The sequence below is a fragment of the Marinomonas sp. CT5 genome, assembly GCF_018336975.1.
In the GTDB taxonomy this organism is placed as follows: domain Bacteria; phylum Pseudomonadota; class Gammaproteobacteria; order Pseudomonadales; family Marinomonadaceae; genus Marinomonas.
Window position 1 is genome coordinate 2,998,934 of record NZ_CP025572.1, and the last position, 18,116, is coordinate 3,017,049.

An 18,116-nucleotide genomic window follows, 5' to 3' on the forward strand; every position below is an offset into this window, starting at 1 on the left:
TAAGGGGGATGGGCACACACAAATTCCAGCCCTCCCCCCACCAAAATACAATTAAAAAAATGACGGCCACGAAGCCATAAAAATCGATGAGAACAAAAGGAATCACACTAAATGAACTTTCAGATTGCCACACTGCTTGGACAGGATGGCCTAACCAATGGGGCTATTTACGCCTTATTGGCCCTGTCAATTTTGCTGGTTTTTACGGTCACACGAATACTTCTCATCCCATTAGGAGAATTCGTAACATTTGGTGCGCTCACCATGGCAGCGATGCAAATGGGCAAAACACCAAAATTGGAATGGCTATTATTAGGTCTGGTTTTAATCGATTGCGCACTTGATTTATACCAACAAATCAAATATCACATTGATCGAAACAAAATGAAAATGATCGCTCTTAAGCTTGGCTATGCCGTGGTCATAATCGCCTTGCTAAATAATGTTTCATTATCAGAAATCCCAATGATCGCCCAAATAGCATTAACACTGTGTTTGATCGTGCCCATTGGCCCTATTATGTATCGTTTGTTTTTCCAACCCTTAGCAGATGCTCCGGCACTGGTATTGCTCATCGTTTCCATTGCCCTTCACGTTGCCATGGTGGGTATCGGATTACTCTTGTTTGGCCCAGAAGGGGCTCGTACACAACCTTTCTCTGATTCTGGCTTCCGCTTAGGCGCTGTGATGCTGAAAAGCCAGACATTATGGGTCATTTTGGTTTCCATCTTCCTGATTGTGACCTTGTTCATCGCCTTTGAACGCACTCTCTACGGCAAAGCACTTCGTGCCACGGCAGTTAATCGGATGGGGGCTCGCTTACAGGGCATTTCTCCTGTCTTTGCAGGCAAAGCCACTTTTGCTTTGGCCGCCTTCATCGGCAGCGCATCGGGGATTTTGATCGCCCCAATCACCACCCTTTATTACGACTCTGGCTTCATTATCAGTCTAAAAGGTTTCGTTGGCGCCATCATTGGCGGCCTTGTCAGCTACCCGATTGCAGCCATTGGTGCCGTTGCAGTAGGCATGATTGAAGCCTTTTCCATGTTTTGGGCAAGTAATTACAAAGAAATCATCGTTTTCACCCTGATTATTCCATTCTTAATCTGGCGCTCGATGAATAGCCACAGCGTAGAGGATGAAGAATAAATGAAATCGCGTAATTTAATTATTATTGGCTTAGTCATACTGGCCATAGCACCTCAAGTGCTACCCACATTTCAGATCACTCTACTCAACTATATTGGTCTATATGCCCTGGTTGTATTGGGCTTAGTATTGCTAACAGGGGTTGGCGGCATGACCAGCTTTGGTCAAGCGGCTTTTGTTGGCCTGGGCGCGTACTCCACCGCCTACCTAACCACCACAGAACAATTACCAAGCTGGCTCGCTTGGTCGGCAGGATCGCCTTGGATTGGATTGCTGATCGGTTTGTTATTAACCGCAGCTGTGGCTTTATTCCTTGGCGCCCTAACCCTCAAATTATCAGGACACTATTTACCACTAGGCACCATTGCTTGGGGAATTTCGCTGTATTACCTATTTGGCACCATGAGTTCCATGGGCGGCCACACAGGCATCAGCGGCTTGCCTTCTTTGAGCCTATTTGGCGTGCTTTTAGACAAGGGTGAAAAAATTTATTACCTAATTTGGGCCATTTTGTTGGTCGCAGTTTGGATAACCAGCAACCTACTAAACTCTCGTGAAGGTCGTGCCATTCGCGCTTTAAAAGGCGGTCAATTAATGGCGGAGTCTATGGGGGTCAATACCTTCCGCTCAAAAATGATTATCTTCTTAATTTCCGCTCTTTTTGCCGCTATTTCAGGCTGGCTTTACGCGCACACACAACGCTTTGTCAATCCAACCCCTTTTGGCCTTAGTATGGGTATTGACTACCTATTTATGGCATTGGTTGGCGGAGTAGGTAGTGTCTGGGGCGCACTACTTGGCGCCGGCATTCTAACCATGCTAAAGCAATGGCTGCAGGATTGGCTGCCACTTATTATGGGCGGCAATGGCCAATACGAAGCCATTGTTCTAGGGCTGCTAATTGTGTTCATGATGCAGCGTTCACCCGGCGGCATTTGGCCACTATTAGTCAAACTTACCCCCGCCTCATGGCGCAACCAGAACCATATAAAAATAGCCTCCTCTGCTAAAGATCTCGATCGTCGCGAGTTACCAGAAAAAGGCAAATTGATACTTGAAGCCTGCAATGTCACTCGCCGCTTTGGTGGTTTGGTTGCCAACAACCAAATGAATCTACAACTACATGCCGGTGAAGTGCTAGCGCTAATCGGTCCAAATGGCGCGGGCAAAAGCACCATGTTTAACCAACTTTCTGCGGTCGATACGCCAAGCGACGGTGACGTCCTATTTTTGAACCAAAGTTTGAAAGGCAAAAGCTCTCGCGAAGTGGCACATATGGGCATGAGCCGTACCTTCCAGCACGTCAAACTACTCACCACAATGACAGTGTTAGAGAACGTCGCATTGGGTGCTCATATGCGTGGCCATAAAGGCATTATCAGCTCAGCACTTCACATTGAACGCGAAGAAGAGCAGCGCTTACTAAAAGAAGCACAATACCAACTTGAACGAGTGGGTCTAGGCGAGCATCTCTACACCGAAGCAGGCAGCCTCTCTCTCGGCCAGCAACGCATTCTTGAAATAGCCCGCGCACTTTGTGCCGATCCATGTGTGCTACTACTCGATGAACCCGCAGCTGGACTTCGCCACAAGGAAAAACAAGCCCTTGCCGAACTACTCAAGAAACTCAGACAAGAAGGACTTGCCATTCTATTGGTTGAGCATGATATGGACTTTGTGATGAATCTTGCTGATCGAATTGTAGTAATGGAATTTGGTGAAAAGATTGCGGAAGGCTTACCTGAAGAAATTCAAACCAATCCCGCGGTCCTAGAAGCCTACTTGGGAGGCGCAGAATAATGACACAATCGACAGAGAAAAACCTATTAGATGTCAGCGACCTTCATGTTGCCTATGGCAAAGTGGAAGCCCTTACCGGTATCGACCTAACCCTCAAAGAAGGAAATTTGGTCACGGTTATCGGCCCTAATGGCGCCGGCAAAACCACACTTTTGTCGGCTATCATGGGAATTTTACCTTCGAAAGGCACGATTCATTTTAACGGCCAAGATTTTATCAGCCCAAATGTTGAAACACTGGTTGGTCATGGCCTCGGATTAGTTCCAGAAAACCGCGAACTTTTCGCCACCATGACCGTTCAGGACAACCTATTACTTGGCGCGTTCCAACGTTATCGTCGTGGAGATAAAAGTTACGACCAAACGTTGAGCGAAATTTATGAGCTCTTCCCCCGGTTATGGGAACGTCGCCAACAACAAGCAGGCACCCTATCTGGTGGCGAACGACAAATGCTGGCGATTGGTCGCGCCATGATGAGCAAACCAAAACTTCTGATGCTAGATGAACCCAGCTTAGGATTAGCACCATTAATTACACGTGAAATTTTTCGTATTTTTGCCGATTTACGCAGCCAAGGCGTTTCAATACTACTGGTAGAGCAAAACGCCCGTGCCGCTCTAAAAGTTGCAGATTACGCCTATGTTCTAGAAGGGGGGCAAATTGCCATGCAAGGCCCCGCCGCAGAACTTGCCAATGACCCCAAAGTAATCGAAGCCTACTTAGGATTAGCAAGTAAGCACCAAGAATTGCTTTCCAGTTAAAGAGACACAAAAGACAAAAATTTACCAACCTTGGGGAGAGTCCTCATTTTTTGAGGCTCTCTCATTTTTTAATGGGAAAATGAATTATGAACATCTGTATTGCCGGCGCTGGCGCTATTGGATGCACACTTGCCGCCCGCTTAACCAAATCAGGTCAAAATGTAAACGTGCTTGCTAGAGGCGCTACTCTTGAAACTCTGCAAAAGAAAGGCATTCATCTCACAGACATAGACGGTGAACACCAAGTCAACGTCATGGCCTCCGACTCAGCAGAAGATATTGGCCCGCAAGATCTTATTTTTATTTGCAGCAAAGCCCCCGCCTTACCAACCATGTTAAAGCTGATCACTCCTATGGTGCATGAAAAAACCATTGTTATTCCAGTAGTAAACGGTATTCCATGGTGGTATTTCCAAGGCATTGAGGGGCGATTTTCGGGAGACACCATTCAAGCCATCGACCCTGAAGGCAGTGTTAGCAAATTGCTACCTTACAATCACCTCATTGGTTGCGTGGTGTTTATTACTGCGTATAGAAACTCACCGGGCGTCGTCACTTCCACCAATCCTCACCTCATTGTATTTGGCGAACTCAATCACGAGATAAGTGAACGGCTCGAACAGGTCCGAAAAGTCATTGAAGACGCCGGGATTGAGGCACGAGCCACAGACAATATCCGCGACCAGATATGGACCAAAGTCGCCGCTAACATCACCTCTAACCCACTTTCCGTTGTAACCAAAGGGACACTTGAGCAGCTCTATAGCGACACGCGCTTAAAACCTCTCGTGCGCAAAGTACTCGATGAAGTTTTATTGGTTGCCGCAGCCTATGGTGGCCGAATTCGTTTTGATCCACATACCTTCATGGAGCTAGGAGCGGGCATGGGTGCAGTTAAAACCTCTATGTTGCAAGATTACGAAGCAGGCCAACCCCTAGAGCTTGACGCAATCGGCTACGCCGTCTTAGAACTGGCAAACAAAGTAAGCATTCCAATGACGGCCACACAACAGTTGCTGGATCTCACCCACTTTATTGCCTCACACCCCCAAGCAAATCCTTAATACCAACAAAATGAAAGGAACACATTCATGAGCAACTCAACAAAACGCCCCACCCACATTAGCGAAGAAGAATGGGCACTTCGCGTAAAACTAGCTCACTGCTACCACTTAATAGACTTTTTCGGCTGGACAGAAACGATTTTCAATCATATTTCGGCTCGCCTTCCCCACATTGAAGGTGAATACCTGGTTAATCCATTTGGACTGAATTACACAGAAATCACCCCAGAGAATCTAATCAAAGTCGATGTTAACGGCCACAAATTGGATGATTCGCCTTACGATGGCAACCCAGCTGGTTTTGCTCTTCACGGAGCCATTCATGCAGCCCGAGAAGACATACACTGCGTCATCCACACTCACACCAACGAAGTATCTGCCGTGGCCATGAAAAAACAAGGATTCAGCCATGATAGCTTTTACGGTGCACAACTCTATGGACGAGTGGGTTATCATGATTTTGAAGGCATTACTTTATTTGATGATGAAAAAAGCCGCATGTTGGAGAGCCTAGGACAAAAGCATATTCTCGTCTTACGAAATCACGGCATTGCTGTCGGTGAGTTTGACATAGAGCGCACCTTCTTCCTTCTCTGGACAGTACAACGCGCCGCGGAAATTCAAGTAACGTCTGGGTCGCTAGGTGGTGAAGACGTACCTCTCGAACAAGACATACAAAAAAAATGTGCAGATCTAACACAAATGCTCATTAAAGACAGCGGCTTTGCCGACAAGTTTTACAATGCCATGGTTCGTAAAATGGTAGCCGAGAAAGGCCCTTGCTGGTAATAACCTCAAAATAGCCAGCCACAAGCTGGCTATTTTCAATTATACAGCTTACCTCTTGTTGCAATTGAGAATCATTATTGATATAAACGATTGATAATTCAATTGACTAAAAACGTCATTTTTTGTACATTCTCACGCCAATAAAAAGCAAGGACTCTTAATGAGCAGCAAGCCAAGAACACCACGAAGTCAACGTTTTAACCCTGCAAGTGAAGACTTCCATAAAGAAGATTTTCCCTTTTATTGGTTAAATCAAGTTCATGGTCGTTACAGTGCTGCTGTCGAAAAAGCATTAAAAAAAGTCAATCTTGACATCCCTAGATGGCGAATTCTCTTCACATTAAAAGAAGAAGGCACCTGCAGTGTCTCGCAAATTGCCGTGCACGCTATTGCAAAGCTGCCCACCGTGACAAAAATAATTCAACGCATGAAACAAGATGGTCTTGTTGATACAAGGGTAAGAAGTGATGATGGACGCGTCACAGAAGTCATGATTACTGAAAAGGGCATCTCTGCAGTTGAAGATATTCGTTTTGCCACCAAAGATTTATTCAAACAAAGTTTTAAAGGCATGACAGAAGCCAAAATACAAAGACTCAATAAATTGCTGGAAGAGCTTTTCCACAATTTGCCAGAGCACTAAAATCAAAAAACAGAACGCTTTATCCCATTCCCTAAATCCCCACCCCTAACGCACCAAAGTTATTTCCTGTAAGTTTATCGCTCAAATACGGTGCGCTTACATTTTTGCAATTAGAAATATATTAAAAAAAACATTTTTTTACACAAAAAAGTGTCACGCCGCCCCCTCATCCCTCCCTCAAAAAAACACATCAAGAACTGAAAATAAAAATAATAAAAATCAAAAAGTTAAAGTGAAAACCACGCTATCAAGGAGGATTAAAAAGACGTCTTTGCACCTCTTTCTAAGCAACAAAATCGACAAAACAGAGCTTGGCACAATACTTGAATGGATGAATATTTACTTGAACATTCAATTAAAAATGTGTTTCTATAAAAATGCATTATAACTCCCTCCCAGGTGAGTCGAATTAAAGTTCAAATAAAAATTATTGCGGATCAAACCGCCAAATGCAGCTCAAACTATCTCTAGATAGTGAGCACCAACAAGGAGACACTCAATGTCTTACAAGCCATTAGTAACTGCATTTCTTTCATCCATTGCCGTAATGGGATCCATCGAAGCATCGGCTTCCTCCGTCCGTCTAGATATACAAAGCGCTTGGCCGCTTACACTACCTGCCAGTGGACAAAGTGCCCAACATCTAGCTGACAGACTCAAAGTCACCTCAAAAGACATGAGAGTAAAACTTTACTCAGCTGGAAAACTGGTTCCACCTCTCGAAATCTTTGATGCCGTTCAACAAGGAACACTGGACGCTGGCTATACATCACCACTCTACGTTGCCGGACGATTCCCTGCTCTACAGCTTTTTGGCGGCGTACCATTTGGCCCATCCGCATTAGAATATTTAGATTGGATTTATAACGGCGGCGGCTTAGAGATTTGGCGTGACATTTACGCCAAACAAGGCGTTGTCACTGTGCCATGTGGCTTAATGGATTCTGAAGCAGGTGGTTGGTATAACTTCGAAATCAACACTCCAGATGATTTAAAAGGTAAAAAAATTCGTTTTGCAGGACTTGCTGGCGAAGTGATGAAGAAAGCTGGCGCATCGGTCGTGTTACTTGGTGGTGGTGATATTTACCCTAATCTAGAGCGAGGCGTCATCGATGGAACAGAGTTTTCTATGCCTGCCATTGATGCAGCGATGGGATTTGAAAAAGTAGCCAAATATTATTATTTGCCCGGCTGGCATCAACCTGCAGCGATCAATGAGCTCATTATTAATAAACGTAAATGGGACTCTATGAGTGCTGCACAGCAAGGTCTAATAGAAGATACCTGCCGTGAGACTCAACTATGGACCGTCTCTTCTACCACTATCGCCAACGCTGAAGCTATTAAGAAATTCAAAGCCGCTGGCACTGAAATTAAATCATTCCCTCCAGCCGTTCTAGCCGCCTTCAAAAAAGGCACAGAAGAAGTCATGAGTGAAGAAGCAAGCAAAGATGCAGACTTCAAACGCACCTTAGATTCACTCAATAACTATCGTAAAAAAGTGTCTTTATGGACAGAATATAAAGGCAATTAAGACCGAATAAAGCCGAGAATCACACTCAATGATTCTCGGCTTTATCTTTAACACTTGCTACCCCATCCTCATCATATAGAACCGGAGTATTTCTTTATGCTCAGCATAAACTCCATTGCTAAAAAAATAGAAGCCTTGTCCGTTGCCATTGGTAAAGCGGGCTCTCTTATTCTGCCTATTCTTATCATGACTATCTTGGTCAATGTGATATTACGCTACGTGTTCAGTATCGGCTTGGTCGAATTAGAAGAAGTGCAATGGCATCTAAACGCCATAGTGGTCATGTCCTGCTTGGCTTACACTTACCAAGTTGACGAACACATTCGCGTTGATATTTTTCATTGCAGATTCAGCCCTAAGCGCCAGGCTTGGGTCGAGATTCTTGGTATCTTATTTTTGTTTTTCCCTTACGTCATTCTTGTCGCATGGCATGCATGGGAAATGACGAGTTATTCTTGGTCATTACGGGAAGGCTCGCCAATGCCTTCTGGCTTACCCGCCCGCTACCTTATCAAAGGTGTTATGGCGCTTGGCTTAAGCCTTTTAGCACTTCAAGGTGCTGCTATTCTACTGCGCAATATCGCTTTTTTAATTCAACCAAACAGTATACCCGCCCCATCAACTTCAGTGAACAAAGGGACGCACCATGAGTGAGTTATTCGTTTTCCTCCTGTTTTCCATCTTTATGCTCATTCTCTTTTCAGGCTTTCCGGTGGCCTTTATTTTAGGTGGTGTCGGTGTATTATTTGCCACGTTAGGCAGCATTCTTGTTTCATTTGATATCTACGACGTAGCAGAATTACGTACTATTGGCTTTGTCGCCAATCGAACATTCTCCACCATTTCAAGCTACTCTCTCATTCCCATGTCGATGTTTATTTTTATGGGATTCATGCTGGATCGCTCTGGCATTGCCGAGCGTTTAATTGGAGCCATGCGTCGTGTTTTAGGTAAAACTCCTGGCGGTTTGGCTATCGCCGTGGTTTTGATTGGTGTTGTACTGGCCGCTTCGACTGGGATTATTGGCGCCTCTGTGGTCTTGCTTTCCACCATCGCTTTACCCACTATGTTTAAAGCAGGCTACGCCAAATGGATTAGTGCCGGAACGGTCGGCGCAACAGGCTGCCTTGGTATTCTGGTGCCACCTTCGATCATGTTGGTTGTAATGGGAGATCAGTTACGAATTCCTGTTGGTGATCTGTTTATGGGAGCCATCATTCCTGGGCTGTTACTCGCCACCAGCTTTGTACTTTTTATCTTTATTTATGCTTTGCTTAAACCTTCCAATATGCCGAAACTTGTCTCAGAAGAAGACAGCGGTATAAGTAAGTTCGACATTATTTTAGATATTTCTAAAGCCTTATTTGCGCCACTAATATTAGTTCTGACGGTATTAGGGTCTATCATTGCTGGTATTGCTTCACCGACCGAAGCGTCTGGAATTGGTGCCGCTGGTGCCACCTTTTTAGCTTGGAGCTCTGGTCGATTAAAATGGCAGGATTTACGTATCGTCTGTTATCAAACAGGTCGATCTGTTGCCTTTTTATACGCACTTATCTTTGGTGCCTCCTGTTTCTCTGTCGTTTTACGGGGTTACGGTGGTGATGAAGTCATTGAAGAAGCGCTTTATGCTTTACCTTTGAGCCCAGAAGGTGTGTTGTTCTGTGTTATTTTCATCATATTTTTATTGGGTTTTTTCTTAGATTGGATGGAAATCGTTTTGATCATCGCCCCTCTGGTCATGCCAATTTTGGTCAATTTTGGCTTTGATCCGGTCTGGGTCGCGATTCTAATGGCGCTGTGTTTGCAAACATCCTTCCTGACTCCCCCTGTTGGCATGGCTCTGTTTTACATACGAAGTGCCGCGAGCAACATCAGCATGGCAGAGATTTACAAAGGCGCCATCCCTTTTGTATTGCTGCAACTATTAACGCTTACCATCGTCGCCCTTTATCCATCATTGGTGACATGGCTGCCGAGCTAAGAGACCAATAAGGGCGAATCCATCCTTGCGATTCGCCCTTCTGATATTCAAGGATTTAAATCAACCACATTACGATGCTAAATTAGTAGCCATCAACCCAATCAGGAAGAATGACGTTATTTTTGGCAACATACTCCTTCCAGTAGGTTTTCATTTCTACAAGCACTTCAGGATATTTTTTTGATAAGTCATACTTTTCAGCAAGATCACTAGACAGATCATATAACTGTTCCTCACCAGTCCCCCAAGGGGTAGGCATTAGAACGAGCTTCCAATCTCCTTTGCGTACGAAATATTTACCAAATAACTCCCCACCGACAATACGATCATCCTCACCTGTCGCCCTATCGGTTAAAACAGGTAAGAAAGATTGACCGGACATCTCTTCTACTTTTTTCCCCTTGTATGAGCCCTTAGGTGCAGATACATTAGCAAATTCTAAAATCGTTGGCGCTAAATCCACAACATTGGCATAAGAGTCAACAATACGACCTTCACCCTTTGTATTAGGCATCTTCACTATAGCAACTGAACGAGTTCCACCTTCCGTAGGAAAACCTTTATGCATACGGAAAGCTGGCGATGAAGCCCAAGCCCAATTGGGCCCTAAAAATGTATAAGAACCAGGGCGACCCATTTGCTCATAGCTAAAGTCATTCGTACTATCAATCACATGGCGGATTTTAGGATACAATTCGCTTGAAAATACTTCATCAATATCATGACCTTCTGGGCCATTATCCGATATAAAAACAATTAGAGTATTTGAGTACTGTCCGCTGTCTTTTAAATAGTCGATAACTTTACCGGTATAAACATCCATCTCATCCACCATAGCAGCATAAACTTCCATCGCTTTACTTTCCGTTTTACGCTGTTCTGGGGTTAAATTCTCCCAAGCCATTCCTTTAGGAGGACGTTCAGCCCCTTCTGCATTTTTAGGTAAAATCCCCAGCTTTTTCTGTGCTGCTAACCGTTGCTTATACAGCACATCATAGCCTGCATCATACACACCTTTATATTTTGCTATTGCCTCATCCGGCGCTTGTAACGGCCAATGCGGCGCCGTAAAGTTCAACATGGCAAAAAATGGCTGCTCAGAATGTTGATTTTCTTTTAAATAAGAAATCAATTTATCGGAATAATATTGAGAGGAATATTGAAAAGATTCAGGGAGTTTTTTGATCATAACCCCATCATCCGTATAGGGAGCTTTCACTTCTGGCGTTGGGGCATAAGCTGGCTTCATATCACTGAAATGACTTGCTCCACCAGATAGAAGGGCAAAACTGTTATCAAAACCACGAGTTTGTGGGTTACTGTCTTTAGACATGCCCAGATGCCATTTTCCAGTATAGTAGGTACGATAGCCTGCATCTTTCAGTATTTCTGCAACCGTAACCACTTTACTATTAATATGTCCTTCGTAACCAGGTTCGCCTTTTTGATTTGGTGCTAGTAATTCAGCCATATTGCCTAAACCTGCAATATGAGGGTCAACACCCGTTATCAATGCGGCTCGGGTAGGTGAACAAGCAGGAGCAGTATGAAAATTCGTAAGTTTTACACCTGATTCAGCTAATGAATCTAAATTAGGTGTTTTAATTTCACCACCAAAACTACCAAGATCGGAATAACCCAAGTCATCAGCCACCACCAACAATATATTTGGTTGCTGCGGTACGGTTGCAGCTGATGCCATAATGCTGGATGTCGCTAATAAAACGACAGATGCTATATATTTCTTTCTTAAATTTATCAACCTTGCCTCCAATTTAAATAATAAAAAATGCACATTTATTACAAAATCAGCATATGTTTTTATAAAATATTGGACAAGCAGACATTTCACAGAGTGAAATTTACTTTAGCATTAAAGATTCTGAATAGACTTGAAGAGTTTTAGATATATTGTCAGCACTATTTTTTAGCATATTAAATTTCTTCAACCTTAATAATTCATCATTATGAATATTTAGGTAAACTAAATTCATACAAGCAACCACTTTTCCCTGGAGAGTAATAGGCACCGCAATTGATTCGGAAATTTCTGTCTCATGGTCATCTATACCGCCATTATAAAGAGGTTCACGGACAGCATAACCATTCAATTGAACATGAGATAAAAGTTTCTTAATACTGGCTTCGTTGTACTTGATTCCAATATCACTTTTAAATTTACCACCAAAATAGGCAAACACGTTATCGAGAGAGAGAGGATCTATGGCTGCTAAATAAGCACGCCCTATGGCTGAATCAAATAGATTAACACGTAAACCCAATATGCCTTTGTGTTCAATACAATCACTTAACCGTCTAGTGCTCTCTATTATCTCCATGCATTGCCCATCAAATACCGCCAGATCTGATGGACAGCCCGTTTTTTGAAATATTTTATGCATTTCAGGAGCCGCTAATTGAGCTAAAACACCATTTTTAGACAAGCTTGCTCCAATTCCAGCCAGCTTATAGCCCAAACAGTAACAGCCATCATTGATTCGTCTATAAATCCAATTACGTGACAACAAAGTGTTTATTAAGCGTTTAATAGTTGCTTTATCGAGTTTTGTACGAATAGCTATTTGATGCAAGGTGACGGGCTCAGAAGCGTTGGATATATATTCAATTAATGTAACAGCACGGGCAACAGACCTATTCTCTAATTCCATACTACTTATCACCCTATTTTCTTTAAATACAGTTATTCATACTTAATATCAAGTAGAGCCATATTAGCCAATAACTCAATAAAGTAGGTTATGCATCATTTTAATAGAAGAGAAAACTTATAAAAACTTAACGATAAAATGTCTTCTTTATTTCATATCTTATTTTTTTAATTGGAACCTGTTTCCCCAGAAGATCAATTATTCGAGACATTTTTGGTACGACATGTGTAAAATGTGATTTGAAACCATCACACAAATAGTTCCGATTTAACACACCATCACTTGATTCTTCAAACCTATGTTTAGGGCAACCACCATGGCAGACCGAACGGACTTCACACTGATAACAATCACGGCTAATGTTTAATAACTTATCTTGGCCGAACTGAAGATTTTGCGGCAAATTAACTAAATCAATTAATGATTTTTCACTTATATTGCCAAGTTTATGATCCGAATAAACATAGTGATCACAAGAATATACATCCCCATTAGATTCCATGGCTAAACTGTTGCCGCAAGTTTCACTAAACACACAGGAGCCAGATCGCCCTGTTAATTGGCTCATGGTTTGTTCAAAATTCATCACAAACACTTTGCCTAAATCGCTATGAACCCAGTAATCAAAAATTGTATTAAGAAATTTACCGTAGGCTTTGGCTGGAACAGACCACTTAGCAAGGTTTGCTTCACCCTCAAAAGTGGGTTGAATAAGCATTAAACCATCTTTATCTGGGACGATAGCCTCTCGCTCAACTAACGGGATAAATTGCATATATTGGCTGCCAATACGCTTCAAAAAGGCATACACATTAAGTGGTCGCTTTACATTTTCAGCATTAATTACTGTTAATGTATTAAAATCTACGCGGTGTTTTTTTAGTAGCTCAATCCCTCTAAGTGTATCGTCAAAAGTACTTTTACCTTTTCGAGACAAGCGATAAGTGTCATTACTTATGCGGTCACCATCAATCGAGACACCTACTAAAAACTGGTTCTCTTTTAAAAAAACAGCCCATTCATCATCAAGTAGAGTGCCATTGGTTTGCAAGGAGTTGGAAATGGTCTTATAACCTTGGTATTGCTTTTGAAACTCAACAACTTGCCGGAAAAAATCTATCCCTAAAAGCGTAGGTTCCCCTCCTTGCCAAATGAAATCAATCGTATCGGATTGCTGAGATTGAATGTGATCACGTATATAGTGTTCCAATGTAGATCCATTCATACGCCATTGCTTTTTTCTATTTGGATAAAGGTGTTCTTTTTCTAAATAAAAACAATAAGTGCAATCTATGTTACAAACTGAACTACTCGGCTTAGCCATTACACTAAATGCATTGATTCGATCCATGTAAGATCCTTTATAGACATTTCATTTTTTAAATTAACCAAGTCCCATTAAAGACGATCAAATCGATAAGCGGACGGATCAATAATTGGCTCTACCTTTGCAATTAGATCAGCCGCTAATTGTCCCGCTGCGGGGCCGGTGCCAAAGCCATGCCCAGAAAAACCCGTCGCCACCGTCAGACCGGGAATAGATGTCACATGATCTATTACTGGGTTAGAGTCCGGTGTCACATCAATGATTCCTGCCCATGCTTCTGCAATTTCCGCTTTCTCGAAGATTGGCCAAGCCTGTCTAAGATTGTTTAAAGCCTGCTGATTTAAGTCGGGATTGTGTTGCGGATCATTGGTTCTGACTTTTTCAAATGGGGTACGACTCTTTCCGTTCCAGCGACGAGATAACCCTAGATCTTTAAAGAAGTAGCTTCCCATCGACACATTTAAAAAACTCCTTTGCGTACGAAGTTGATCAAGGTACTTATGGCCCACAAGTAAGTGATCTAGAGTGATGGGAGCATCCAACTTGCCACGTTGCGTGATGATATAGCCGCCATCTTGATGTTTACGAAAAGAAAAATCCGGCCCACCAACTGCAATGTTGGTTGGACCTTCCATAGGTTTGGTTCGCAAAACAGAGCAAATTAGCGGCAAGGTTGGAAACGAAATACCGAGGTTTCCCAAGAAGCGTCGTGACCAAGCACCACCAGCAAGTAAAACCTGCTCACAGCGAATTTCCCCTTTCTCGGTGACCACGCCACTGATTTTTCCACCTTCCGTAGACAAGGTTCGAACAGCACACTGTTGTACGATAACAGCCCCTTTTTTCATGGCGGCATTGGCTATGGCCGTGGCGGCAATAGAAGGTTCTGCCACCCCATCTGAAGGGGTATAAATACCACCGAGCCAATCCCCCTTTCCACCAGGCACTAACTCGTCAACCTCTTCAGGTGTCACTATTCTGGAATCCAAGGAAAGAGATTCAACCGACTTCAACCAGTCCTTATGCATAGTAAGTTGTGCTTCTGTCTTCGCTAGAAACATAATACCCGCTTGTTTATAACCGACATCGCATCCGACTCGGTCTGGCATTTCAGCCCAAAGTTTATCTGCGGCCTGTGCCAAAGGCACATCATGCAAATGACGGTTCGTTTTGCGAATCCAGCCTAAATTTCTGGAAGATTGTTCACCAGCAATATGCCCTTTTTCCAAAAGCACGACAGAGATATTTCGTTCGGCTAAAGCCAGAGCGGCGGTCACGCCAACAATCCCACCGCCAATGATGACAACGCTTGCTGAATCAGGAAGTTGATCTTGAGTTTCAACCTTTTCGAGTGTTTTTGTCATAACTTTTTTCCTAAAGACACAGAGAGATCAGACTAACATCTCACCTCTCTGAATAACCAATTATTGACCGATAAGAATTTCTTCAACATCGGCAGTAGAGGCACCGCGATAGGCTGTGACTTCAATTTCCACCTTATAAACCGTTGAGCCTAATGGCGGACAAGTCGCAGTAGAAGCAGGATTCACCCCCTTAAACTTCTTACCAATATAGCCCATCACATCGTGAATATGAGCTGGATCTTGAATAAAGACACGAGACATCACCACATCGGCCAAGGTCGCGTCGACCGACGCCAATGCTCGCTCGATGTTATTAAACACTTGCTCTGTTTGTTCAATTACATCATCAGGGATCTCTTGTGTTTCTGGGTTACGACCCGCAGTATTGGATACATAAATCCAATTATCTACGGCAACCACACGAGAGTAACTTGCTATGTCTTCGAATTTTGAACCGGTTTTCACTTTTACAATTTTTGTCATGAGATTTACCTAGATTAAAATAATTACTTTGAACAATCAGGGCATCTGGCAAATCTGTATTTATTACCGTAAACATGCCCTGAAAATAGAGAGACTTAACGTAACGCTGGTACATCCCATAGGTTCAGTGATACCCCAATGCCTTTTTCAATAGCATTGCGATACACCACGGTAGCCCAAGCCACATCTTCTACTGGCATGCCGCCAACAGATAAAATAATGATTTCTTCATCACTCTGACGAGCCGGTGAATCACCATAAACAATCTTGCCAAGGTCTTCCATCTCCTCAAGAGTGAGCTTGCCTTCAGCAATCATGTCCATACAACGAACCCCAACTAAAGGAATCACATGATGGGCAGGTTTTGGCACTTCTTCGTACCACGCTTCGTACAAACCTGTGTTATCTAGCACCTTACGTACATCTGATTTTTCCATGCCTTCATCTAAACTACAGCTCGCCGGCATCGCCAAAAACGCACCCGGTTTTACCCATTCACGTTTTACAATTGGGTAAGTCGAAGGATCACCGACCTCGCCAGAATTACAGTAAGTCACAAGATCTGAATCACGAACCACTGCTTCAACACTGTCGACAACCTCAATCGTTGTTACTTGTGGGAAGGTCTCTTTTACCCAAACGATAAAGTCGTCTAAACTCTTCTGACCACGTCCTTTCACCTTGATCGTATCGACTTGCGGACAAGCCGCAATAAAAGCGGCTACTGTGGTTTTTCCCATCACACCAGGCCCCAGCAGGCCGATTACTTTCGAATCTTTACGAGCCAGATAACGCGCCCCTACTCCTGGGATAGCGCCAGTTCGGTAAGCAGAAAGCAAATTAGCCGACATACAAGCCAAAGGCGCTCCAGTATCGATATCATTCAAAATCATCATCAATATAGAACGAGGCAAGCCTTTTTCTCGGTTTTCAATATTAGACCCGTACCACTTCACTCCCGATGTTTGGAAATTTCCACCTAAATAAGCCGGCATCGCCATTAAACGACGGTCTGCGGTCGGCTTTGGCATGGTTGGAAAAGGCGATTCATCTGGAAACGTAATCATCGCACCATGAGAGTCATTGTTAGGCCCAGCCATACGGTAATCTCCCGTATACAAAAGCTTAAACATCTCCTCCATAGTGTCTACGCAACTTGGCATATCCGTTACACCAGCTTTGATCATGTCTGGTTCAGAGAGATAAATAAAATCGATTTTGGTATTGTCGGTCATGATGCTGCCTATTCTAAAAATGTTTATTTTTATATTAATAATGACGTCTTCTAGGGGTTATAACGCGAGCGGTCAAACCAAATAACTGCATTTATTATTCATTCGACACTGCTCTTTTGAGTAACACTAAAACTGATCTAGCGTTCGCTATACTGGGTAATTTAAGTGCCTTATCCTAGAAGAAGATAAAACGATGTTTTTTTATCGTATCGACAAAAAAACATCGTTTATATATCCCTTTAGGGACATTTGGGCCTCTTTCGCAGAGGACAAAGAATGACGTGCTGATGATTGGGAAAGTCAGAATTTTTTGCTCAGAAGTAATGGCTGTTCGACAATACGAAACAGCCATTAGGAGCGGAGCTTTTAAGAAAAAGTTTTATTACAAACGGCTAGTACCATACACAAAGGTACCATTTTCCACTGAAGCCTGAGGACCTGGAACCGCATCACCCGTTTGAGGCGATACGGGGAAAATAGCATTAATTTGCCCCGTACCCGAACTACCAAAATACGGGGTAACCACTTCGACTTTTTGATCGTAATCAGACCAACCCAACGCACCAAGTAGCATGGCTGTATCATGCATGAAGCCTTCACCATGAGCCTTGGCTGCGTATTCAGGAAGCATCTCACAAAATGTTTTCCACTCTGCGTTTTGCCACATTTCAACCACGCGATGATCTAATGTTTCAAGAAATGGACTCCATACTTTTGTCGAAAAATCTGGCGCCTGACCATTTTGTGCAAAGCGGTGAGATAGCGAACCACTCGCTAAAATAGCCACCGTACCATCATAGTGTTTTTCAATTGCCTCACGAATCGCCCACCCTAAACGAGCTGAGTCATTCAGGTAATGAACCGTTAACAAAGCAGACACCGAAATACACTTAAAGTGCTGATCAGAGTTCATATAACGCATGGGAACTAACGCACCGTATTCTGGTGCTAAGGTAGTAGCATCATGCGCCATGGTTTCCACGCCTTGCTCATTACATACCTGAGCAATAATTCGCCCCAACTCAGGGTTGCCATCAAGTTTATATGGCATGTTATTAATGAAATGTGGCAGTTCATTACTGGTATAAACCCCTTCCCAGTGTGGTGCACAATTAATGTGATAATTGGCGTTTACCAGCCAATGTGTATCAAAAACGATAATGGTATCAACACCCAGTTCACGACAACGTTTCGATATTTCAAGGTGACCATCTATCGCAGCCTGACGAAAGCCTTTTTGAGGACCATCAAGTTCAGAAAGATACATAGAAGGTACGTGTGTTATTTTTGCAGCAAAAGCCAGCTTACCCATAT

16 protein-coding genes are annotated in these 18,116 nt (G+C 43.2%); 9 read left to right on the forward strand and 7 right to left on the reverse strand.

What is annotated here, in order from left to right; translation table 11 throughout:
* Nucleotides 1-111 precede the first annotated feature (111 nt).
* The 9 genes from C0J08_RS14160 (at nt 112) to C0J08_RS14200 (ending at nt 9,724) form a co-directional block, all read left to right on the forward strand.
* Nucleotides 112-1,149, forward strand: coding sequence for a branched-chain amino acid ABC transporter permease (locus tag C0J08_RS14160; protein WP_212652585.1), 1,038 nt, complete (start codon nt 112-114; stop codon nt 1,147-1,149).
* Complete coding sequence (locus tag C0J08_RS14165; RefSeq protein ID WP_212652586.1) at nt 1,150-2,949, forward strand: branched-chain amino acid ABC transporter ATP-binding protein/permease; 1,800 nt, start codon at nt 1,150-1,152, stop codon at nt 2,947-2,949.
* The gene (locus C0J08_RS14170; protein ID WP_212652587.1) at nt 2,949-3,710 is read left to right on the forward strand and encodes an ABC transporter ATP-binding protein; all 762 of its coding nucleotides are present in this window, start codon (nt 2,949-2,951) and stop codon (nt 3,708-3,710) included. The genes C0J08_RS14165 and C0J08_RS14170 overlap by 1 nt, the downstream gene beginning before the upstream one ends.
* An 86-nt stretch (nt 3,711-3,796) precedes the next feature.
* The gene (locus C0J08_RS14175) at nt 3,797-4,774 is read left to right on the forward strand and encodes a ketopantoate reductase family protein (protein WP_212652588.1); all 978 of its coding nucleotides are present in this window, start codon (nt 3,797-3,799) and stop codon (nt 4,772-4,774) included.
* Between the two features lie 27 nt (nt 4,775-4,801).
* Nucleotides 4,802-5,563, forward strand: coding sequence for a class II aldolase/adducin family protein (locus C0J08_RS14180; RefSeq protein WP_212652589.1), 762 nt, complete (start codon nt 4,802-4,804; stop codon nt 5,561-5,563).
* Between the two features lie 160 nt (nt 5,564-5,723).
* On the forward strand, nt 5,724-6,206 hold the full coding sequence (locus C0J08_RS14185) for a MarR family winged helix-turn-helix transcriptional regulator (protein WP_212652590.1): 483 nt from the start codon (nt 5,724-5,726) through the stop codon (nt 6,204-6,206).
* 499 nt (nt 6,207-6,705) lie between these two features.
* Nucleotides 6,706-7,740: a TRAP transporter substrate-binding protein gene (locus C0J08_RS14190; RefSeq protein ID WP_212652591.1), complete on the forward strand. Its 1,035-nt coding sequence runs from the start codon at nt 6,706-6,708 to the stop codon at nt 7,738-7,740.
* A 96-nt stretch (nt 7,741-7,836) separates the two neighbouring features.
* Complete coding sequence (locus tag C0J08_RS14195; RefSeq protein ID WP_212652592.1) at nt 7,837-8,394, forward strand: TRAP transporter small permease subunit; 558 nt, start codon at nt 7,837-7,839, stop codon at nt 8,392-8,394.
* Complete coding sequence (locus C0J08_RS14200; RefSeq protein ID WP_212652593.1) at nt 8,387-9,724, forward strand: TRAP transporter large permease; 1,338 nt, start codon at nt 8,387-8,389, stop codon at nt 9,722-9,724. The genes C0J08_RS14195 and C0J08_RS14200 overlap by 8 nt, the downstream gene beginning before the upstream one ends.
* Nucleotides 9,725-9,806: 82 nt before the next feature.
* Here C0J08_RS14200 and C0J08_RS14205 read toward each other — a convergent pair whose 3' ends face one another.
* From C0J08_RS14205 to hpaD, 7 genes are all read right to left on the reverse strand, one after another.
* Nucleotides 9,807-11,486: an arylsulfatase gene (locus C0J08_RS14205; RefSeq protein WP_249344308.1), complete on the reverse strand. Its 1,680-nt coding sequence runs from the start codon at nt 11,484-11,486 to the stop codon at nt 9,807-9,809.
* 100 nt (nt 11,487-11,586) lie between these two features.
* Nucleotides 11,587-12,393 carry an IclR family transcriptional regulator gene (locus C0J08_RS14210; protein ID WP_212652594.1) on the reverse strand — a complete coding sequence of 269 codons (807 nt, stop codon included), beginning with the start codon at nt 12,391-12,393 and terminating at the stop codon, nt 11,587-11,589.
* Between the two features lie 127 nt (nt 12,394-12,520).
* The gene (locus tag C0J08_RS14215; RefSeq protein WP_212652595.1) at nt 12,521-13,744 is read right to left on the reverse strand and encodes an anaerobic sulfatase maturase; all 1,224 of its coding nucleotides are present in this window, start codon (nt 13,742-13,744) and stop codon (nt 12,521-12,523) included.
* Between the two features lie 47 nt (nt 13,745-13,791).
* Nucleotides 13,792-15,084 (reverse strand): NAD(P)/FAD-dependent oxidoreductase, encoded by a 1,293-nt coding sequence (locus C0J08_RS14220; RefSeq protein ID WP_212652596.1) that lies wholly within the window; start codon nt 15,082-15,084, stop codon nt 13,792-13,794.
* Between the two features lie 60 nt (nt 15,085-15,144).
* Nucleotides 15,145-15,567, reverse strand: coding sequence for a RidA family protein (locus tag C0J08_RS14225; protein ID WP_212652597.1), 423 nt, complete (start codon nt 15,565-15,567; stop codon nt 15,145-15,147).
* Nucleotides 15,568-15,662: 95 nt separating this feature from the next.
* Nucleotides 15,663-16,802, reverse strand: a complete 1,140-nt coding sequence (locus C0J08_RS14230) for an ornithine cyclodeaminase family protein (protein ID WP_212652598.1) — start codon at nt 16,800-16,802, stop codon at nt 15,663-15,665.
* A gap of 382 nt (nt 16,803-17,184) precedes the next feature.
* Nucleotides 17,185-18,114, reverse strand: a complete 930-nt coding sequence (gene hpaD / locus C0J08_RS14235; RefSeq protein WP_212652599.1) for a 3,4-dihydroxyphenylacetate 2,3-dioxygenase — start codon at nt 18,112-18,114, stop codon at nt 17,185-17,187.
* Nucleotides 18,115-18,116 lie beyond the last annotated feature (2 nt).